19 protein-coding genes are annotated in these 18841 nt (G+C 65.4%); 7 read left to right on the forward strand and 12 right to left on the reverse strand.

All coding sequences use genetic code 11. From position 1 onward, the window contains the following. Window positions 1-354 (reverse strand): VOC family protein, encoded by a 354-nt coding sequence (locus AB4Z42_RS03665; protein ID WP_442007735.1) that lies wholly within the window; start codon window positions 352-354, stop codon window positions 1-3. A gap of 91 nt (window positions 355-445) precedes the next feature. Between AB4Z42_RS03665 and AB4Z42_RS03670 the strand changes: the two genes are divergently transcribed. Beyond that, window positions 446-958, forward strand: a complete 513-nt coding sequence (locus tag AB4Z42_RS03670; RefSeq protein WP_442007736.1) for a MarR family winged helix-turn-helix transcriptional regulator — start codon at window positions 446-448, stop codon at window positions 956-958. Here the strand turns inward: AB4Z42_RS03670 and AB4Z42_RS03675 are convergent. Together AB4Z42_RS03675 and AB4Z42_RS03680 are read right to left on the reverse strand one after the other, a co-directional pair. After that, on the reverse strand, window positions 944-2179 hold the full coding sequence (locus tag AB4Z42_RS03675; RefSeq protein ID WP_442007737.1) for a GAF domain-containing sensor histidine kinase: 1236 nt from the start codon (window positions 2177-2179) through the stop codon (window positions 944-946). The genes AB4Z42_RS03670 and AB4Z42_RS03675 overlap by 15 nt on opposite strands. Beyond that, window positions 2176-2841 (reverse strand): response regulator, encoded by a 666-nt coding sequence (locus tag AB4Z42_RS03680; RefSeq protein ID WP_442007738.1) that lies wholly within the window; start codon window positions 2839-2841, stop codon window positions 2176-2178. The genes AB4Z42_RS03675 and AB4Z42_RS03680 overlap by 4 nt, the downstream gene beginning before the upstream one ends. Before the next feature lie 107 nt (window positions 2842-2948). Here AB4Z42_RS03680 and AB4Z42_RS03685 point away from each other — a divergent pair, with 107 nt between their 5' ends. From AB4Z42_RS03685 to AB4Z42_RS03695, 3 genes are all read left to right on the forward strand, one after another. Then, entirely contained in the window at window positions 2949-3752 is an 804-nt protein-coding gene (locus tag AB4Z42_RS03685) for an HAD-IA family hydrolase (RefSeq protein WP_442007739.1), read from the forward strand. Between the two features lie 98 nt (window positions 3753-3850). Beyond that, complete coding sequence (locus AB4Z42_RS03690) at window positions 3851-5092, forward strand: serine hydrolase domain-containing protein (protein WP_442007740.1); 1242 nt, start codon at window positions 3851-3853, stop codon at window positions 5090-5092. A gap of 15 nt (window positions 5093-5107) precedes the next feature. Further along, complete coding sequence (locus tag AB4Z42_RS03695; protein WP_442007741.1) at window positions 5108-6301, forward strand: serine hydrolase domain-containing protein; 1194 nt, start codon at window positions 5108-5110, stop codon at window positions 6299-6301. Here AB4Z42_RS03695 and mmsB read toward each other — a convergent pair. The 5 genes from mmsB to rfbB all read right to left on the reverse strand — a co-directional run bounded on the left by mmsB (window position 6298) and on the right by rfbB (window position 11567). Next, the gene (gene mmsB / locus AB4Z42_RS03700; RefSeq protein ID WP_442007742.1) at window positions 6298-7173 is read right to left on the reverse strand and encodes a 3-hydroxyisobutyrate dehydrogenase; all 876 of its coding nucleotides are present in this window, start codon (window positions 7171-7173) and stop codon (window positions 6298-6300) included. The two genes, AB4Z42_RS03695 and mmsB, sit on opposite strands and share 4 nt — an antisense overlap. 16 nt (window positions 7174-7189) lie before the next feature. After that, a complete protein-coding gene (locus tag AB4Z42_RS03705; RefSeq protein ID WP_442007743.1) occupies window positions 7190-8356 on the reverse strand; it encodes an acyl-CoA dehydrogenase family protein in 1167 nt (388 codons plus the stop codon). Then, entirely contained in the window at window positions 8357-9874 is a 1518-nt protein-coding gene (locus AB4Z42_RS03710) for a CoA-acylating methylmalonate-semialdehyde dehydrogenase (protein ID WP_442007744.1), read from the reverse strand. Between the two features lie 101 nt (window positions 9875-9975). Next, the gene (gene rfbC, locus AB4Z42_RS03715; RefSeq protein ID WP_442007745.1) at window positions 9976-10584 is read right to left on the reverse strand and encodes a dTDP-4-dehydrorhamnose 3,5-epimerase; all 609 of its coding nucleotides are present in this window, start codon (window positions 10582-10584) and stop codon (window positions 9976-9978) included. Beyond that, entirely contained in the window at window positions 10581-11567 is a 987-nt protein-coding gene (gene rfbB, locus AB4Z42_RS03720; protein ID WP_442007746.1) for a dTDP-glucose 4,6-dehydratase, read from the reverse strand. The genes rfbC and rfbB overlap by 4 nt, the downstream gene beginning before the upstream one ends. A gap of 459 nt (window positions 11568-12026) precedes the next feature. Between rfbB and AB4Z42_RS03725 the strand changes: the two genes are divergently transcribed. Further along, on the forward strand, window positions 12027-13055 hold the full coding sequence (locus AB4Z42_RS03725) for a sulfotransferase family protein (protein WP_442007747.1): 1029 nt from the start codon (window positions 12027-12029) through the stop codon (window positions 13053-13055). Here the strand turns inward: AB4Z42_RS03725 and AB4Z42_RS03730 are convergent. The 4 genes from AB4Z42_RS03730 to AB4Z42_RS03745 are packed head-to-tail and all read right to left on the reverse strand — an operon-like array spanning window position 13052 to window position 18048. After that, window positions 13052-13894: an LLM class F420-dependent oxidoreductase gene (locus AB4Z42_RS03730; protein WP_442007748.1), complete on the reverse strand. Its 843-nt coding sequence runs from the start codon at window positions 13892-13894 to the stop codon at window positions 13052-13054. The two genes, AB4Z42_RS03725 and AB4Z42_RS03730, sit on opposite strands and share 4 nt — an antisense overlap. Window positions 13895-13914: 20 nt before the next feature. Next, window positions 13915-14760: an LLM class F420-dependent oxidoreductase gene (locus AB4Z42_RS03735; RefSeq protein WP_442007749.1), complete on the reverse strand. Its 846-nt coding sequence runs from the start codon at window positions 14758-14760 to the stop codon at window positions 13915-13917. A gap of 58 nt (window positions 14761-14818) precedes the next feature. Then, entirely contained in the window at window positions 14819-16324 is a 1506-nt protein-coding gene (locus AB4Z42_RS03740; protein WP_442007750.1) for an ATP-binding protein, read from the reverse strand. Between the two features lie 20 nt (window positions 16325-16344). Then, on the reverse strand, window positions 16345-18048 hold the full coding sequence (locus tag AB4Z42_RS03745) for an FAD-dependent oxidoreductase (RefSeq protein WP_442007751.1): 1704 nt from the start codon (window positions 18046-18048) through the stop codon (window positions 16345-16347). Between the two features lie 283 nt (window positions 18049-18331). Here AB4Z42_RS03745 and infA point away from each other — a divergent pair, with 283 nt between their 5' ends. Both infA and rpmJ read left to right on the forward strand, forming a co-directional pair. After that, window positions 18332-18553, forward strand: a complete 222-nt coding sequence (gene infA, locus AB4Z42_RS03750; RefSeq protein WP_003418601.1) for a translation initiation factor IF-1 — start codon at window positions 18332-18334, stop codon at window positions 18551-18553. Window positions 18554-18581: 28 nt separating this feature from the next. After that, the gene (gene rpmJ / locus AB4Z42_RS03755) at window positions 18582-18695 is read left to right on the forward strand and encodes a 50S ribosomal protein L36 (protein ID WP_003879483.1); all 114 of its coding nucleotides are present in this window, start codon (window positions 18582-18584) and stop codon (window positions 18693-18695) included. The last annotated feature ends 146 nt before the right edge of the window (window positions 18696-18841 follow it).

The raw sequence follows: 18841 nt of genomic DNA on the forward strand, positions 1-18841 counted from the left end.
TCAGTACTGCACCCGAAAGCCGCCGATCAGGCTGATCGTGTTGCCGTCGGGGTCGGTGATCGCCGACAGGTGGACACCCTTGCTGGCGCCGGTGACGTCGCCGGGTTCGAGTCCGCGCTGCCGAAGGTCGGCCACGTGTGCCTGCAGGTCGTCGACGGCGAAGTTCAGCAATCCGGAGCCCGCGCGTGCTGTGTCGGTGAAAATCTGGACCCAACCACCGGGCACAACCTGCCATTCCGCGAGTGTCGGCATGGGGTTGTTGTCGGCGGGGCGCCCAAAAAAGCCTTCGTACCACCGGCTGCTCACCTGCAGATCGGATACTGGCACGACCGCGAGTACATGCTCGATCGACATCGAATCTCCTTCCTTGTCACAGCGACAGACTCGTCAAACACGCGAAAGTCATCACGGGGACCCAGACCTGCTACGTGCGGTATGAAGAGGCGTGCCCTCGCAACCGCCGTGGCCGCGCAAGCGTGATCCGATCGCGCTGGCGCGTACGAACTGGGAGCGCTTCGGTTGGGGCGAGGTCGCCGATGGCATGGTCGCGGTCACCTCGGTGATGCGGGCGCACCAGATTCTGCTCGCCCGGGTCGAGAACGCGCTGCGGCCGTACGACCTGAGCTTTTCCCGATACGAGCTGTTGCGATTGTTGGCGTTCAGCCGCGACGGCGCGCTGCCGATCACCAAGGCGTCCGACCGCCTGCAGGTCCATGTCACCAGTGTCACGCATGCCATCCGGCGACTGGAGGCCGACGGCCTGGTGGCGCGCACCCCCCATCCGACCGACGGCCGCACCACACTGGTGCAGATCACCGAACTCGGCCGGTCGACGGTCGAAGACGCCACCGTCACGCTCAACAGCGAGGTGTTCGCCGATATCGGGATGTCCGATAGCCAATCTCGTGCGCTTGCCGAATCGATAGAGACGCTGCGCCGCAATTCAGGTGACTTCTAGTCGCGGCAGCGGGATCGTCGCGGTCACCGCGGTGCCCGAACCCGGGCGTGACCGGATGTTGAGCCGGCCGCCGACGATCTCAGCGCGTTCTGCCATCGACAGCAGGCCGTAGCCGCCCATCTCGTCGCTGCCCAGCGGATGCTCGAAGGTGTCGAAACCGACTCCGTCGTCGACGATTTCGAGGCGGGCGACATCTCCGGAATCTCCCGCGTCGACGGCGAAGGTGAGCCGCGCGGACGTTGCCTTTGCATGCTTGACGACGTTCTGCAGGCATTCCTGCGCGATGCGGTACAACGCGATCTCGATGTGGTCGGGCAGGCGGGCTTCCATCAGGTCGACGTCTATAGCGATCTGGGGGATGGAGCGAGCGAGGCTGGCGAGCCCGCCTGCCAAGCCGAGGTCGTCGAGCACAGGTGGCCGCAGCCCACCGATCGCGGCGCGGGCCTCCTGCAACGTCAGGTCGACCAGTTCGCGAGCCTTGTCCAATTGTTCGGCAGCAGCCGCCGGATCGCCCTGTACCGAGCGGCTCGCAGCGTCGAGCCGGTACGACAGGGTGACCAATCGCTGCGAGATGCCGTCGTGAATGTCGCCTGCCAGCCGCCGCCGCTCGAGCTCCTGCGCCTCGATGACCTGCTCGACGAAGTTCTCGTGAGCCCGTTCGCGGGCCACCAGCTGGCGGTGCAACCGGGCTTGATGCAGCGCACCGGCGATCAGCCTGCCGATCACCAGAAGCAATTCGACGTCTCGGTCGGTGAAATCGCGCCGCTCGACGGTATGGACGTTCAGCACGCCGACCAGTCCACCCGGATCGGTTTCCATCGGCACCGACACCATCGACGTGAAGTCCTTGCCGCGCAACGACTGGAACGGCATGTAGCGCGGATCGGTCTCCTTGTCCTGCCTGATCACCACGGGCTCGCGGTGACTGGCCACCCAGCCGGAAATGCCCTGGCCCAGCGGAAGCCGGATCTTGCCCACCTCCGCGTCGAACGGCGGCGTCGCGCCTGCGAGCGTCAGCGACCGGTCGCTGTCGTCGAGGACGTGCACGAAGCACACATCGCTGGCGGTGGCGGCGGTGATCATCCGCGCCGCCGCGGCGGCCAGCGGCTCGACCCCGGGCCCCGAGGACGCGGCCTGGATCAGTTCGCGCAGCAGCGCGAGTTCGCGGTCGGTGTCGACGAGGTCGCGGACGGCGTTCGGAGGACGGTCCTGCGCTGTCATTGATAGATGCCTTCGCGTAGCGCCGTCGCCACCGCACCCGTTCGGTCGCTGACTCCGAGCTTGCGGTAGATGGAGCTCAGGTGCGTCTTGACCGTCTCCTCGCCGATCACCAGCTTGGAGGCGATCGCGCGGTTGGACAGGCCGTTCACGACGTAGGACAGGATCTCGCTCTCGCGCTGCGTCAACCCCTGCCGCGCGCCGGGCCAGAACTCGTCGCGCTGCATCCGGGCCGCGGTGTCCACCGCCCTTGCCGCCATGCTCGGGTCGATCGCCGTCTCACCGCGGTGGACGTACTCGAGCTGACGGACCAGCTCGTCGCTGCTGATGCTCTTCAGGAGGTATCCGGATGCTCCGACGCGCAACGCCTGGAACAGGTACTGCTCGTCGTCGTAGACCGACAACATCACGACCTTGCGCTTGGGATCACGCTCGCGCAGCTCCATGCACAGGTCCAGCCCGCTGGAACCGTGCATCCGGACATCCGAGAGGACGATGTCGGGGTTGAGTTCATCAACCACGCTGAGCGCACGCTCAGCGCCGATGGCCTGTCCGACCACTTCGACGCGCTCCTGAAAAGCCGCGAGCATCGCCTTGAGGCCTTCGATGACCATCTCGTGGTCGTCGACGAGCACAAGGCGCACCGGAGGGCCGCCGGTACTCATGTTCACCACCTTATGACCTGGCATTTCCTTGGACAGAAGAAAGTTGGCATCGCCGATCCCCCAAATGGGGGAGGTTGGAACGCTGTGATGTGGGCCACCCTAGCTGCATGCCGACAACGCACGAGACGACTTGGCGCGCGGGCCGCTTCTGGTGGGACTCCGCTACGCCGGCTGCCAACGGATGCCCGCTGCGCGCGGTGGTCTTCGACCTCGACGCGCTGACTGACATCGAATGCGACGGCCACCGGGTGGCATATAACACGGCCTTCGCCAACCACGGTCTCGATTTCCAGTGGTCGGTGACGCGCTACCGGCAACTGCTGGCGCTCACGGACGAACGGCAGCGCGTCGCGGCCGAACTGCGGAAGCGCGGCGTGGCGACTGAGTCCGATGTGCTCACCAAGCTGCTCGCCGACGAGGTCTACACGACGAAGACGATGATGTTCGACGAGCTGATCCTCGACCGCGATCTCGCGCCGCGCCCCGGTCTTGTCGACTTCGTCATGGACGCATTCGCGGCGGGTGTGCAGGTCGCTGTCGTGACGAGCGGTCAGCGGAGCTGGGCCGACCCCCTGGTGCGACAGCTGATGGGCGAGGGAATCGTCGAAACCGTCGTGACCGCCGAGGACGTCAAGAAGTCGATGCCGAGTCCCGAAGCTCACCTGCTCGCACTCGGCGAGCTCGGGCTCACCGCGGACAACGTGCTCGCGGTAAGCGGCTCGGCGAGCGGGCTGCGCGCAGCCAACAGTGCCGGGCTGGCGACCATCGTCGTCACCGGTGAGGGCGTGCCCGATATCCCGGCCGCCGTCGCGGTGCGTCCGGACTTCGGCGGCAGCGCGCCGCTGAGCGTGGCCGATTGCCAACGCATGCACGGCCGTTGGTGGGCGACACACAAGGCCTCCGCCGCTTAGCCGAAATCGCAGGTTCGGTACCGTCTGCGCAGATAAAATTCGCGCGCATGGCGGTGTGTCGATGGCTGGGACCGCCGTAAAAGGCGGTGAACTAGGTCATGGCTCCGAAAACCAGAGTCCCGCCCGAGGTCGTATGCGGTGATGTCGACGAGGGCTATGGCAAAGTCGCGGACGCGTTTCGGCAGAATCTCGCCAGCGGTGCGGAGGTCGGCTCCGCGGTCGCGATCTACCGCGACGGGCGCAAGGTCGTGGATCTCTGGGGTGGATTCCGCGACGGCACCACCGGGGCGCCATGGACGAGAGACACGCTGGTCAACACCTTTTCGACGACGAAAGGTGTTGCCGCACTGACCGTCGCGCTGGCCGTCTCGCGCGGGCTCCTGAACTACGACGCCCGAGTGGCCGACTACTGGCCCGAGTTCGCGCAGGGCGGCAAGGAGGCGGTCACCGTCCGTCAGCTGCTCGCCCACCAGGCCGGGTTACCGGTGATCAAGCCACTGCTGACTCTCGCCGACATCGCCGCGCCGGAGAGGCTCTCGGAGCGGCTCGCCGCGCAGGTTCCCGCCTGGCCGCCAGGTACCCGGCACGGCTACCACGGAGTGACACTGGGCTGGTATGCGTCCGAACTCATCCGGCATGCCGACCCCCGGGGGCGCACGCTCGGCAAGTATTTCGCCGACGAGATCGCAGGGCCGCTCGGGCTGGACTTCTACATCGGCTTGCCGGACTCCGTTGACCGCGATCGGGTGGCGCATCTTCATGTGCCGTCCCAGCTCGCCACGCTCATGCATCTGCACGTTCTGCCGCCGAGGCTGTCGACCGCATGGTTCATCCCGATGACGTTGACGGCGCAAGCGGGCGTCGCATTCGAAGGCGCAAACGGCCTCTCGACGTTCAACAGGGAAGACGTCCGTGTCGTCGAGATACCCGCCGCCAACGGAACCGGCACGGCCGAATCGGTGGCCAGGCTCTACGGCGATGCGGCCATCGGCGGGCCTGAGATCGGTTTGACCAAGGAGGTCTTCGACGCGTTGACGGCACCACCGGTGCGGCCGACGAAGGGATTGCGCGACAAGGTGTTACACGTCGACACGTTGTTCTCGCTCGGCTTCGGCAGGCCGATCGCGGAGTTGCGTACGAAGTATGTGATCGGCTCCTCCGACAAGGCGTTCGGGGCACCAGGTGCGGGCGGTTCGGTTGGTTTCGCCGATCCGGATACCGGCGTCGGGTTCGGCTATGTGATGAACAAACTGGGCTTCCATCTGATCAGCGACCCGCGGGCAACTCGCCTGCGCCAAGCGCTGTTCCGTGACGTTCTCGGAGCCAGACCTCAATCGTGAGACGAGAGGACACCCATGGGCGGTGACGCCGATGAGGGTTACGGAAAAGTCGCTGACGCGTTCAGACGCAACTTCAGCAATGGTCTGGAGATCGGCGCAGCGGTGGCGGTCTACCGCGATGGCCGCAAGGTCGTCGACCTCTGGGATGGGCATCGCAACGGGCGCACTCAAGAGCCCTGGCAGCAGGACACCATCGTCAACGTGTTCTCGACCACGAAAGGCGTTGCCGCACTGACCGTGGCCGTCGCCGCGTCACGTGGGCTGATCGACTATGACGCCAAAGTGGCCGATTACTGGCCGGAGTTCGCGCAGGGCGGCAAGGGTGACGTCACCGTGCGACAGCTGCTCAGCCATCAGGCCGGCCTGGTCGCGATCAAACCACCGCTGACACTCGCCGAGATCGCCGATCCAGACAAGATGTCGGCCAAGATCGCCGGGCAGGTGCCGGCATGGGCTCCGGGTACGAGGTACGGCTATCACGCCGCGACGCTTGGCTGGTATCAGTCCGCGCTCATCCGCCGCGTCGATCCGAAGGGACGCACGCTCGGCCGTTTCTTCGCCGAAGAGATCGCAGGCCCGCTCGGTCTCGACTTCCTCATCGGGCTGGATTCGGACAAGCGCGATCGGGTCGCGCGTCTGCTTGCGATCACCAGAGGCGAGATGTTGCGGCATCTACACACGATGCCCCCGCTGTTCGTTGCGGGCCTGTTCAATCCGAAGAGCCTGACCGGAAGAGCCTTCGTCGTCGCCGAGGGTGTCAAAGAGGCCGGCGCCTTCAACCGCGACGACGTTCGCAAAGTGGAGATGCCGTCAGTCAATGGGGCAGGCACCGCCGCGGCGATTGCCGACCTGTATGGCGACGCCGCAACGGGAGGGGCCGGGCTGGGATTGACCGCAACCGTCCGCGACGCTCTGCAAGCTCCCGCGGTAGTGCCCCCCGGTGGTTCGCGCGACAAGGTGATGCACATCGATACGTCGTTCTCCCTGGGGTTCGGCAAGCCCATACCGACGTACGTGTTCGGTTCCAGCAGCAAGGCTTTCGGTTGGAACGGCCTCGGTGGCTCGTTCGGATTCGCCGATCCCGACACCGGCGTCGGGTTCGGTTACGTGATGAACAAGCTGGGCTATCACGCCCACAGCGATCCAAGAGAACTCGCTCTGCGGCAAGCCCTGTTCCGCGATGTGCTGGGTGCGCGGACCCAGGTCTAACCCTTGCGGATCAGTTCGATGACCGCGCTGAAGTCCTTGTCCGCGTTGGACTCGTTGAACTCAGCGTAGATCTCCGCGGCGTGGGTGCCCAGCGGGGCGGTCGAGCCCGTCGACTGCACAGCGGCCATCGCCAGACCGATGTCCTTGTGCATCAACGCAGTTGCGAAGCCCGGCTTGAAGTCGTTGTTCGCGGGAGACGTCGGAACCGGTCCCGGTACAGGGCAGTTCGTATGGATCGCCCAGCAGTTGCCGGTAGCTCCGGTGATGACGTCGAACAGCGACTGCGCGGACAGGCCGAGCTTTTCCGCCAGCACGAAGGCCTCACCCGCGGCGATCTGTTGGACGGCCAGCACCATGTTGTTGCATAGTTTGGCGGCCTGACCCGTGCCCGAGTCGCCACAGTGAATGATCTTGCCCGCCAGCGGTTCCAGCACGGCCCGTGCGCGTTCGACCGCCTCGGACTCGCCGCCGACCATGAACGCGAGTGTGCCCGCGACCGCACCCTTCACGCCACCCGAGACCGGGGCGTCGAGCTGTGCGTGCCCGTGCTCGGTGGCCTGGGCGTGGATCGTGCGCGCGTCATCGACCGAGATCGTCGAGGTGTCGATGAACAGCGTCCCTATCGGAGCCGCGGGCAGCGCGTCGGCGTATACCGCCTTCACGATGTTGCCGTTGGGCAGCGAGGTGATGACGACGTCGGATTCCGATGCCGCCTCCGCGACGCTGTCGAACACCTGCGCACCCTTCTCGGCGGCGGCATCCTTGAGCGCGGCGACGGGATCGAAGACGCGCACTGTGTGACCCGCCGCAACGAGATTCGCCGCCATCGGCCCGCCCATGTGACCCAACCCCAAGAACGCGACTGTGCTCATTGCTCGTTGCTCTCCCTCAAGCCGACGCGCGGGCCCGGGCGGCTTCCGCCCGACCGATGACCACACGCATGATTTCGTTGGTGCCCTCGAGGATTCGATGCACCCGCAGATCGCGAACGATCTTCTCCAGCCCGTACTCGCGCAGATATCCGTAGCCGCCGTGCAGTTGCAGTGCCTGATCCGCCACCTCGTAGCAGGCATCGGTGACGTATCGCTTGGCCATCGCGCACAACTCGACCTTGTCCGGATGGTCCTCGTCGATCGCTGACGCCGCACGCCACAACAGAACACGAGAGGTTTCCAGCGCTGTCGCCATGTCCGCGAGGGCGAACCTGATGGTCGGCTCGTCGAGAAGCGAGCTTCCGAAGGCCTGCCGGTCCGCGAGGTAGCTGCGTGCCTTTTCGTGAGCCGTCTGCGCGCCACCCAGTGAGCACGCGGCGATGTTGATGCGCCCGCCGTTGAGTCCGTGCATCGCGATGCCGAACCCCGTTCCCTGTCCGTCGGCGCCGCCGAGCATCGCATCGGCGGGTACCCGGACACCTTCGAAGATCACTTGCGCGGTGGGTTGGGCGTTCCAGCCCATCTTGGCTTCGTATGCGCCGAAACTCAGTCCCGGCGTGCCCTTCTCGACGAGAAAGGCCGATATGCCGCGCGGACCCTCGCCGCCGGTGCGTGCCATCACCACGTACACGTCGGATGTGCCTGCGCCGGAGATGAACTGTTTGACGCCGTCGAGTACGTAGTCCCCACCGTTCGACACCGCCTTGGTGCGCAACGCCCCCGCGTCCGATCCGGCGCCCGGTTCGGTCAGGCAGTAACTCGCGATCGCCTCCATGGACGCCAGCCGCGGCACCCACGACTTGCGCTGCTCGTCGGTGCCGTAGCTGTCGACCATCCACGCGCACATGTTGTGGATCGACAGGAACGACGCGATCGTGGGATCGGCCGCCGCCAGCTGTTCGAATATCCGCACAGCGTCGAGCCTGCGCAGTTCGCTGCCGCCGACGTCTTCCCGGCAGTAGATGGCGGCCATCCCGAGCTCGGCGGCCTCGCGCAACACGTCGGTGGGGAAGTGGTGGCTTTCGTCCCACTCCAATGCGTATGGCGCGAGCCGCTTCTCGGCGAACGCGGCCGCCGTCTCGGCGATGACGCGTTCGTGCTCGTCGAGCCCGAAGTAGTCCATCTATTTCATGGTCGGGATGACGAATTCGGCGCCGTGGCTACCCGCGGGCCAGCGCTGCGTCACCGTCTTGGTCTTCGTGTAGAAGATGATCGAGGAGGGCCCGTGCTGATTGAGATCGCCGAAGCCGGAACGCTTCCAGCCGCCGAAGGTGTGGTAGGCCACCGGGACCGGGATCGGCACGTTCACGCCGACCATGCCGACCTGGACGCGCGATACGAAGTCGCGGGCGGTGTCACCGTCGCGGGTGAAGATCGCGACGCCGTTGCCGTATTCGTGCTCGGTCGGCAATGCCAGTGCTTCCTCGTAGTCCTTGGCGCGAACGATGCACAGCACCGGGCCGAAGATCTCGTCGGTGTAGATCGACATGTCCTTGGTGACGTGATCGAACAGCGTCGGGCCGATGAAGTAACCACCCTCGAGGTTCGCGTCGCCGAACTGCAGATCGTCGCTGGTGCGCTCGCGGCCGTCGACGACCGCTTCCGCGCCTGCCGCCACGCCCTGATCGATGTAGTCCTTGACGCGGGCCAGTGCGGCCTCGCTCACCAGCGGCCCGTAGTCGGCTTTCGGGTCGAGGCTGTGGCCGACCCGAAGGTTGTTGACGCGCTCGACGAGCCTGGCGCGCAACCGTTCTGCGGTCTGCTCGCCCACGGGAACCGCGACGCTGATCGCCATGCAGCGTTCGCCTGCGCTGCCGTATCCGGCGCCGATCAATGCGTCGACGGCGTTGTCGAGGTCGGCGTCGGGCATCACGATCATGTGGTTCTTCGCGCCGCCGAAGCACTGCGCGCGCTTCCCGTTGGCCGCGGCGTTGCTGTAGATGTACTGCGCGATGTCGGAGCTGCCGACGAAGCCGACGGCCTGAATCACCGGATGCTCGAGGATTGCGTCGACGGCCTCCTTGTCACCGTGCACGACCTGGAACACACCCGGCGGCAGGCCCGCCTCGATGAAGAGTTCGGCCAGCCGGACGGGCACCGACGGGTCGCGTTCGGACGGCTTGAGGATGAACGCGTTACCGCACGCGAGCGCCGGCCCCGCCTTCCACAGCGGGATCATCGCCGGGAAGTTGAACGGGGTGATGCCGGCGACCACGCCGAGCGGCTGACGCAACGAGTACACGTCGATGCCGGTTCCGGCCCCCTCGGTGTACTCACCCTTGAGCAGGTGCGGGATGCCCACCGCGAATTCGATGACCTCGATACCGCGCTGGATGTCGCCGAGTGAGTCGGCATGGGTCTTACCGTGCTCGAGCGAAAGGAGTGTCGCGAGCTCGTCGGCGTTCTGGTTGACCAAGTCGATGAAGCGCATCAGCACGCGGCCCCGGCGCTGTGGGTTGAAGGCGGCCCATTTCTTCTGGCCCTCGACCGCACCGGCGACTGCGGCGTCGACGTCGGCCGCCGAGGCCATCGGCACCGTGGACTGGACCTGGCCTGTGCTGGGGTTCATCACGTCGCCGGTGCGCTTGCTCTGTCCGCTCGTGCGCGCGCCGTTGATGAAGTGCGAAATCTGTGTGGTCATATTCGTGTCCCTCGCTGTAGATACTTGGATATCCTAGTAATGCCAGAATGGCGTCGTCAACAGCGTCTAGGCAGTCTTGGTGAGGGGTCTGTGGCCTGTGGCTAAGCCTGGCCGCGCAGCTGTGCGACGAACGCCTGCGCCTCGTCCCAGGTCGGCAACAGTCCCGCCGCCTCGGCTTCGGCCAACGTCGGCGCCACACGGTCGCGATCCGACAGGATCGGGCCGCCGTCGACCTCCGGCCAGACGATGCCCAGCGCGGGGTCGAGCACGTTGATCGTGTGTTCGCGTTCGGGGCTGTAGGGCGCAGAGCACAGGTACATGACCGTGGAATCGTCTTCGAGTGCGAAGAAGGCGTGGCCGAGGCCCTCGGAGATGTAGATGGACCGCCGGTCGCGGTCGTCGAGGATGACCGAATCCCATTGTCCGAACGTCGGTGACCCGACGCGGATGTCGACGACCACGTCGAGCACCTTGCCGCGTGGGCATCCGACGTACTTGGCCTGGCTCGGCGGCAACTGGGCGAAGTGCAACCCGCGCAGCGTGCCTGCGGACGACACCGAGCAGTTGGCCTGCTGCACATCGAACCGGTGTCCGGCGAACGCGGTGAACCCCGCGTCGGTGAACCATTCGAAGAATGCGCCGCGGGAATCTGCGTGCACCCGGGGGGTGATCTCCCACGCACCGGGGACGCTCAGCTCACGGACCGTCACTGGCTTCGCCCCGCGTAGCCGGCTTCGACGCCGTCCTTCAGTGGCCCCCACCATGATTCGTTGGCGCGATACCAGTCGATGGTGTCACGAAGGCCGTCCTCGAAATCGGTGTGTGCGGGGCTCCAGCCCAGTTCGTCGCGCAGTGTCGACGCGTCGATCGCATATCGCAGGTCATGGCCGGCGCGGTCGGTGACGTGGTCGAAGTCGTCGGGGTCGCGATCCATGAGGCGCAGGATCGTGCGCATCACAGTGAGGTTGTCCCGCTCCCCGGCGGCGCCGATCAGATACGTGCGCCCGATCTGCCCGTCGGCGAGGATGCGCCGCACCGCGCTGTTGTGGTCGTCCACATGGATCCAGTCGCGTACGTTGGCGCCGGCCCCGTAGAGCTTGGTCCGCCGCCCGGTCAGCACATTGGTGATCTGCCGCGGAATGAACTTCTCCACATGTTGGTAGGGCCCGTAGTTGTTGGAGCAGTTCGAGATCGTGGCCTGCACACCGTAGGAGCGCACCCATGCGCGCACCAGCATGTCGGCCGCGGCCTTCGTCGAGGAGTAGGGACTCGACGGGTTGTAGGGCGTCGACTCGGTGAACCGCTGCGGGCTGCCCAGCTCGAGGTCCCCGTAGACCTCGTCGGTGGAGATGTGGTGCAGCCGGACACTGTGGGCGCGCACCGCCTCCAGGATGGTGAACGTGCCGACGACGTTGGTATGCAGGAAGGGCTCCGGCCCGGACAGCGAGTTGTCGACGTGGGTCTCGGCGGCGAAGTGCACGACGACTTCGGCCTCGGCGACCAGCTTGCCGACCAACTCGGAGTCGGTGATGTCGCCCTGGACCAGCCGGATCTCGTCCTCGACGGGCGCCAGCGATTCGCGGCTGCCGGCGTAGGTGAGCGCGTCGAGCACCGTCACGTCATGTTCGCCCGCAACGTCATGGACGAAATTGGCGCCGATGAACCCGGCGCCGCCTGTCACCAGCAACCGCATGGGTCATAACCCTAGTCGAGGACCCTTCGGCGCCGGATTCGGCGTCACGATCGGCCAGTGCGACGACGCGGCCGAACGCGCCGTCGTCGGAATAGCGTGCACATTTGCTCACTGGACCCTCGGCGGCAAATTCAGCAACGAATTTATGACTCACGTGGAAATCGCGGAAGTCTCATGCGACTGTCGTTCTACAACAATTGAATCCAGCTGGGCGGGCATAGTGAAGAAAGTCTGTGGATTCGCAAATCGGATAAGTCTATTCGCCCCCGGCACCGTCGCGTCAGATCAGCAAATGTTGCGTCTTGTGCCGGTGTTCCTTTGCGCAGGAGCGCAATCCACCGCAAAGGGCCCACGCGATCGCGACACGGCCGAATGGCCCTTTATCACCGCACGTCAGCCGGTACGCTGCGGCATGCGCGGGTCCTCCGCGTGCGACAACGGGAAGGCCTGAATCCGCAAATGAGTGTCGATCGGATCGCCCGACCCGAAGAAAGCGTTGCAAGCGAGCACCTTTCAGAGGAGATCGCCAAACGCGGTACCAACACGAAAACGGTCGCGCTGTTCGTGGTGGGTGCGCAACGGTCGGGAACATCTGCCCTTGCGCGGGTGCTTTCACTGTGCGGCGGTGCGCTGCCGACCGGGATGCTCGGCGCGGATGCGGCAAACCCGCGCGGTTGTTGGGAGCCGCGTAAAGCGATCGGTATCAACGAAGAAATCCTGCACCGAAATGAAAGCGCGTGGTTCGACCCCTCGATGCGGCTACAAGCGGATGACGCTTTCGGAGCGCAGGAGAAGGCTGCCTGCATCGGCAAGATCGCGGCATATCTGACGACGCTTCCGGATGCGCCATTCGTGGTGATCAAAGAGCCGCGGATAACGACCCTGTCCGAGCTGTGGTTCGAGGCGGCGCGTCTGGCCGGACACGACGTGGCGGCGGTGATCGCGGTGCGCGATCCGCAGGAGGTCATCTCCTCGGCGATGGCGTCCTGGGGATTCTCCTGGGAGCTCGCAAGCGCGTTGTGGCTGAAATACAACCTGCTGGCCGAGCGCCTCACCCGGGACATCCCGCGGGTGTTCGTCGACTATTCCAACCTTCTCGAGGATTGGCGACGGGAAACCAAGCGAACTTCCGCGGCGCTGAAGATCGACCTCGGCGGCGGGGAAGACGCGGCAATCGAGTCGTTTCTGACACCGGACCTTCGGCGCCACCGGACCGGCGGCCCAGCGACAGAGCGGTTCGGCATGGACGGGATTCCGGCAGTCCATGAAGCACTCAGCGCGGCTGGACGCGACGAGCCACTCGACCTGTCGACGATGGATCGTGCTTTCGCCTCGTACTCAGTCGGCGAGGGTGACGTCGGGGAAGCGTTCGCGGATTTCCAAAGGCGCACCAACAGCTTGCGCTTCCGGTTCGGCCGGCCTGCCGTCGCGAAGGCAACCCTTGGGCTTCAGGCGATGGCTCACCTACGCAAGGGCACCTGGGCTTAGTTCTTCAGCCCGAGCGGGCCCGCCAGTTCTTCCAACGTCGGAACCAGGTTGTCCCAGCCGCCGAGCACTTGGATCGCCACGTGATCGGCCCCGGCCGCGACGTGTTCGCTGAGCTTCGTGGCGATGTCGTCCGGCGTGCCATGGGCGACGACGGCGTCGATCAGGCGGTCGCTACCCGGCTTGGCCACATCGTCGTCAGTGAATCCCAACCGCTTCCAGTTGTTCAGATAGTTGGACAGGTTGAGGTAGAAGTCGACGGCCTCGCGACCGACCTGTCGCGACGCCTCCGCGTCACGCGCAAGCACCACTTTGTGCTCGGGAGCCAGAAATACCGTCGGCCCCAGCAGGTTTCGAGCTTCTCCAGTGTGCTGCGGGGTGGTCAGGTAGGGATGCGCGCCCGCGCTGCGCTGCGCCGAAAGCTTGAGCACCCTCGGTCCCAGGGCGGCGATGACGCGTCGGCTCGTCGGCACCTTCAGGTTGTCGAGGACATCGAGATACTCGACCAGCACGTCGTAGGGCTTGCGGTATTCCTCGGTGTGCTCGGGGTGACCGATCCCGACCCCGAGCAGGAACCGACCCGGATATGCATCCTCGACGCGGTGATAGGCCTCGGCGACCTGTTCGGCCGGCGCCTTCCAGACGTTGACGATGCCGGTGGCCACTTGAAGTGAGTCCGTGGCTTCGAGGAGCGGCTCGACGTAGCTCAGATCGCCTGCGGGAGACCCGCCGATCCACAGGGCGCCGTAGCCCAGTTTCTCGATCTGGGCGGCCTGTTCGGGTTTGGGCACTCCGAAGGTCCACACGCCATAGCGGCCGAGGTCGGGTTTGAGCTCAGTCATCGGGTCCCTTCGATTGCGATCTACTGCAGGCCGAGCGGCCCGGACAGCGCGGTGAGCGCGTCGACCAACTTGTCGGGTCCGGTCAGGACCTGGACGGGCACATGATTGGCGCCCGCGTCGAGATGCTCCTTCAACCGTGCCGCTATCGCATCGACAGTGCCATAGGCGACGACCGCGTCGACAAGGCGGTCGCTACCCGGCTTGGCCAGGTCCTCATCGCTGAAGCCAAGCCGCTTCCAGTTGTTCAAGTAGTTCTGCAGGTTGAGATAGACGTCGAGTCCCTTACGGCCTGCGGTGCGGGCCTTGTCCACATCGGTGGTGAGCACGACCTTGTGTTCCGGTGCGAGGAACGCGTCCGGCCCGATCAGCTCGCGGGCGGTTGCGGTGTGCTCCGGTGTCGTCAGATAGGGATGCGCGCCCGCCGATCGCCGTGCCGACAGCTTGAGCACCTGCGGCCCGAGCGCGGCAACCACCCGGCGGTCCTTGGGAACGCCGTACTCGTCGAGCTTGTCGAGGTAGTCGCTCAGCGCGTCGTACGGTTTCTTGTACTCCTGGTGCGCCTCGGGATGACCGACGCCGATGCCGAGCAAGAACCGGCCGGGGTACGCATTCTCGATGCGCTGGAAGGACTCCGAGACCGGCCCTGCCTCGGCGGTCCAGATGTTCACGATGCCCGTCGCGAGTTGCAGTGACTCGGTTGCGTCGAGAATGGGGTCGATCCAGTCCAGCTCGGCAGGCGGAGAGCCACCGGCCCAGATGGCGCCGTAGCCGAGCGATTCGACGGCCGAGAGTTGCTGGCCGGAGAGCTGGCGCCACATCGAATAGTGGCCGAATACGCCGTACTTGCCGAGGTCAGGGGTCGTCATAGTTTCTCCAACCTAGAGCGCGTGCGAGCCTATTCCACTCGGCGCAGCATGAGTAGAACTATTCCGTGCCCGCAGCCGACAGCTCGCCGGGTGTTGGCGCGATCGGCGCCGGTGCTACCAGTGGCAGGCACACGATGAATCGGGTGTCGCCCGGCACCGACTGCACGGACAGGTTCCCGGCGTGTTTCTCCACGACGATGCGCCAGGCCAGGTCGAGTCCGAGACCGGTGCCCTCACCGAACGGTTTGGTCGTGAAGAAGGGAGTGAAGATGCGGTCGATGATGTCCTCGGGGATCCCGGGGCCGTCGTCACAGATTTCGACGCGGATCATCTGGTCGTTCTCGCGTGCGGTCCGGATGGTCAGCGTGCCGTGTCCGTCCATCGCCTGGATCGCGTTGTCGATCAGGTTGGTCCATACCTGGTTGAGATCGCCTGGGTAGCACTGCAATTCGGGCAGCGTCTTGTCCATGTCCTTGATGATGGTGACCGGTCGGCCCTTGCCCTGATACCCGACCTTGTCGCCGAACATCATGATCGTGCTCCGCAGCAATTCGTGCACGTCGGCGCTTCCGTACGAGCCGCGGTCCATCTGCGAGTACTGCTTCGCGCCTGCGAGCAGCGCCGAGACGCGCTTGCTGGCCTCGGCGATCTCGTTCATCCGCAGTTCGTTGTCGATCGTGAACTTCAGCCACCCGATGGCGCCCTGCAGCGATGCCGTGGCGTCGACGTCGTCGACCAGTGCCGAGACCCGCTCGAACCAGTCGGTGTCCAGCCCGGCTTCCACGAACGTCGGGGCGTAGTCCCATGCGCCCACGATCCCGTGGTCCTCCAGCCATTCGCCGATCTGGTCCTCGCGATCGGAGGTCTCCAGCGCGGACAGCTCGTGATCGCGGGACTTCGCGACCTGCTCGGCGACCTCGTCCTGAATGCTCACCAGCATGCGCAGTGCTTCCGGAGTGAACTTGGCCTCGGCCAGCATCGCGAGCTTGTGCCGCATGTGGCCGACGCCCTCACGCAGGTCGGCCACCGCACGCGCGGTGGCCGCGGCCGGATTGTTCAGCTGGTGGGTCAACCCCGCGGTGATGGTGCCGAGTGCCAGTAGCTTCTCGCGCTGACCGATGATCTGGCTCTGTCTGCGCCCGCCGACGAGGTGACCCTCGAGCAGGTGGACGGCCATGGGGAACTGGGTCCGCATGAATTCGGCGAAGTCGTTGGAGTCCAACACGAAGCAGCGCGACGGCTTCATCAGCCGCACCGAGGCCTGGTAGGCCTGCTCCTCACCCGGGATGTAGGCCGACCACGCGCCGAAGTACACGCCACGCTGAGACGTGCGGTTGGTCTGGATGTCCACACCGCCCGAGCGCTTCGACATGATTAACTCGCCGTCGATCATCACGTAGAAGCAGGTCGCCGGTTCGCCCTCGTGCACCGCGGGGCCCGCCGGGATCGTTTCGATGTGGCCGGCGGCGCAGAGAATGTCGAGCTGCTCATCGGACAGGTCCTCGAACAGGAACAGCGTCCGCAACTCGTCGCGCACGCATTCGTCTTCTCTCTGCGAGCCCATCGTGTTCCTTCCGCCGGCTATCAAGCCTCAGCCAAGTACCTGTGCACCAACATGACCGCCATCGACCCTTCGCCGACCGCAGCCGCAACCCTCTTTGCGGATTCCGAACGCACGTCACCTGCAACAAACACACCCGGCACACTTGTTTCCAAGTGGTGCGGCGGGCGATCGAGCGTCCAGCCCACCTTGTCGCGCAGATCGGGCCCCGACAGGATGAAGCCGTGATCGTCGCGGGCTATTCCCGCCTCTTCGAGCCAATCGGTGCGGGGCGTCGCGCCGATGAAGCAGCACATCCGGTCGCAGGTCACGGTCTCAGTCGCTTCGGTGCGCTTGTCGAGTAGCACCAGCCCGGACAGGTGGCCGTCCTCGGACACGGTGTCGACGACCTCGGTGCAGGTGCGAACCGTGATGTTCGGGGTCTTGAGAATGCGGTCGACCAGGTACTGGGACATGCCGGCCTCGAGCGAGGCGCCGCGGATCAGCATGGTGACCGACTTGGCCGTCTGCGACATGTACATCGCGGCCTGCCCCGCCGAGTTGGCGCCGCCGACGATGTAGACGTCTTCACCCGCGCATTCGCTGTTGTCCGACACCGATGCGCCGTAGAACACCCCGCGGCCGATGTAGTTGCAGTCCGGATCGTCGGGGTCGTCCCAGCAGCCCGATATCTGAAGCTGGCGATAGTCGACTCCGGTGGCCAGGATGACGGCGCGTGCGCCGACGTTGTTGTCCCCGTTGAGGCGGATCGAATGAGCCGCACCCACCCCGTTGATCTCGAGCTTGCCCGCTTCCTGGGTCGTGATGACCTCCGCGCCGAAGCGTTCGGCCTGCCTGCGTGCCGACGTGGTGAGTTCGGCGCCCGATATCCCGGTGGGGAAGCCCAGATAGTTCTCGATCTTTGAGCTGCGGCCCGCCTGCCCGCCGGTGGTGGCCTTCTCGATCAGCACCGTCTTGAGGCCCTCGGAGGCGCCGTACAACGCGGCCGCCAGGCCCGCGGGCCCGCCGCCGATCACCGCGAGGTCGTACATCTCCAGCTGGGGGGTGGTCGACAGGCCGAGCAGCGTCGCCAGTTCGACGTCCGACGGCTCGACCAGGGTCTCGCCCTTTTCGGTGATGACGACCGGCAGGCGGCTGTCGTCGAGGCCCGCGGCCTCCAGGAGCTGCCGGCCCTTGGGTTCCTCGGCGTTGACGGCGCGGAACGAGTACTCGTTGCGCGCCAGGAACTGCCGCACCTCCCAGGACCGATCGCTGTACCGGTGGCCGATCACCTTGGTGTACGGCATGGCGCGATCGCCGACCGCCCGCCATTCCTCGAGCAGGCCGTCAATCACCGGATAGAGCTTCTCCTCCGGCGGATCCCACGGCTTGAGCAGGTAATGGTCGAGGTCGACGACGTTGATGGCGTCGATCGCGGCGTGGGTATCGGCGTATGCCGTCAGCAGCACGCGCCGCGCCAGCGGGAAGAAGTCCATCGCCTTCTCGAGGAACTCGATGCCGCTCATCTGCGGCATCCGGTAGTCGGCGACGAAGACCGCGACGGCGTCGCCGCGCAACTTGAGTTCTTTGAGTGTGTCGATGGCGTCGGCGCCGGACTCGGCGCGCACGATGCGATATCTCTCGCCGTAGTGGCGACGAAGATCGCGGGCGACCGCGCGCGACACTGCGGGGTCGTCGTCGACGGTGAGTATGACGGGTTTTCGGGCAGAGGCGACGGGGGCGGTCATCGGTTATAAGTATGCTCCCGTCGTCCAGCCGATATCAGGGTCAGGCGCCGGATTCGCCGTGAGCGAACCGATCGGCCCCGCTCCCCATGCTGAGCTGCGAGTTCATCGATTTTGGGAGCGACGGCCGAGCGGGTAGTATGGACCAACGGTGCGGTAAACGCGCCGACTCTTGCGTGCCCCTGTTGGAATTTCTGGCTACCGGCTCACGTTTTGAAGTCGGTAAGAATGCTGCGCCGACAAGGCGCCAACGAACTGTCAGGACACGGAGGATCTCCGAAAAACAATGGCCAAGAAAGACGGTGCCATCGAGGTCGAGGGTCGCGTGGTCGAGCCCCTGCCCAATGCGATGTTTCGCATTGAGCTGGAGAACGGTCACAAGGTTCTCGCCCACATCAGCGGGAAGATGCGGCAGCACTACATCCGCATCCTGCCCGAGGACCGGGTCGTCGTGGAGTTGTCTCCATACGACCTGTCTCGGGGCCGCATTGTCTACCGGTACAAGTAACTAGAAGCACAGAAGGATCGACACAGCCGTGAAGGTGAACCCGAGCGTCAAGCCCATCTGCGACAAGTGCAGGGTGATCCGTCGGCATGGACGGGTCATGGTGATCTGCTCTGATCCTCGCCACAAGCAGCGCCAGGGCTAATTCAAGCGCTTGCTGCCACAACTCAATGACGAAATCTCAGTACCACTGAGCGGATAGGCCGCTCATCCACGTCCGGCACGGAGGCCGGACCCCGACGCCGTCGGGAACGGACTGGGAAAAGACCTCCGCAACGAGAAGGAACACAC

The sequence above is a fragment of the Mycobacterium sp. 2YAF39 genome (assembly GCF_052114565.1).
In the GTDB taxonomy this organism is placed as follows: Bacteria; Actinomycetota; Actinomycetes; order Mycobacteriales; family Mycobacteriaceae; genus Mycobacterium.

Excerpts from the sequence above, each read along its gene's own strand:
- AB4Z42_RS03665 (WP_442007735.1), bottom strand. The coding sequence starts at position 354 with ATGTCGATCGAGCATGTACTCGCGGTCGTGCCAGTATCCGATCTGCAG.
- AB4Z42_RS03675 (WP_442007737.1), bottom strand. The coding sequence starts at position 2,179 with ATGACAGCGCAGGACCGTCCTCCGAACGCCGTCCGCGACCTCGTCGAC.
- AB4Z42_RS03680 (WP_442007738.1), bottom strand. The coding sequence starts at position 2,841 with ATGAGTACCGGCGGCCCTCCGGTGCGCCTTGTGCTCGTCGACGACCAC.
- AB4Z42_RS03685 (WP_442007739.1), top strand. The coding sequence starts at position 2,949 with ATGCCGACAACGCACGAGACGACTTGGCGCGCGGGCCGCTTCTGGTGG.
- AB4Z42_RS03690 (WP_442007740.1), top strand. The coding sequence starts at position 3,851 with ATGGCTCCGAAAACCAGAGTCCCGCCCGAGGTCGTATGCGGTGATGTC.
- AB4Z42_RS03695 (WP_442007741.1), top strand. The coding sequence starts at position 5,108 with ATGGGCGGTGACGCCGATGAGGGTTACGGAAAAGTCGCTGACGCGTTC.
- mmsB (WP_442007742.1), bottom strand. The coding sequence starts at position 7,173 with ATGAGCACAGTCGCGTTCTTGGGGTTGGGTCACATGGGCGGGCCGATG.
- AB4Z42_RS03705 (WP_442007743.1), bottom strand. The coding sequence starts at position 8,356 with ATGGACTACTTCGGGCTCGACGAGCACGAACGCGTCATCGCCGAGACG.
- AB4Z42_RS03710 (WP_442007744.1), bottom strand. The coding sequence starts at position 9,874 with ATGACCACACAGATTTCGCACTTCATCAACGGCGCGCGCACGAGCGGA.
- rfbB (WP_442007746.1), bottom strand. The coding sequence starts at position 11,567 with ATGCGGTTGCTGGTGACAGGCGGCGCCGGGTTCATCGGCGCCAATTTC.
- AB4Z42_RS03725 (WP_442007747.1), top strand. The coding sequence starts at position 12,027 with ATGAGTGTCGATCGGATCGCCCGACCCGAAGAAAGCGTTGCAAGCGAG.
- AB4Z42_RS03730 (WP_442007748.1), bottom strand. The coding sequence starts at position 13,894 with ATGACTGAGCTCAAACCCGACCTCGGCCGCTATGGCGTGTGGACCTTC.
- AB4Z42_RS03735 (WP_442007749.1), bottom strand. The coding sequence starts at position 14,760 with ATGACGACCCCTGACCTCGGCAAGTACGGCGTATTCGGCCACTATTCG.
- AB4Z42_RS03740 (WP_442007750.1), bottom strand. The coding sequence starts at position 16,324 with ATGGGCTCGCAGAGAGAAGACGAATGCGTGCGCGACGAGTTGCGGACG.
- AB4Z42_RS03745 (WP_442007751.1), bottom strand. The coding sequence starts at position 18,048 with ATGACCGCCCCCGTCGCCTCTGCCCGAAAACCCGTCATACTCACCGTC.
- infA (WP_003418601.1), top strand. The coding sequence starts at position 18,332 with ATGGCCAAGAAAGACGGTGCCATCGAGGTCGAGGGTCGCGTGGTCGAG.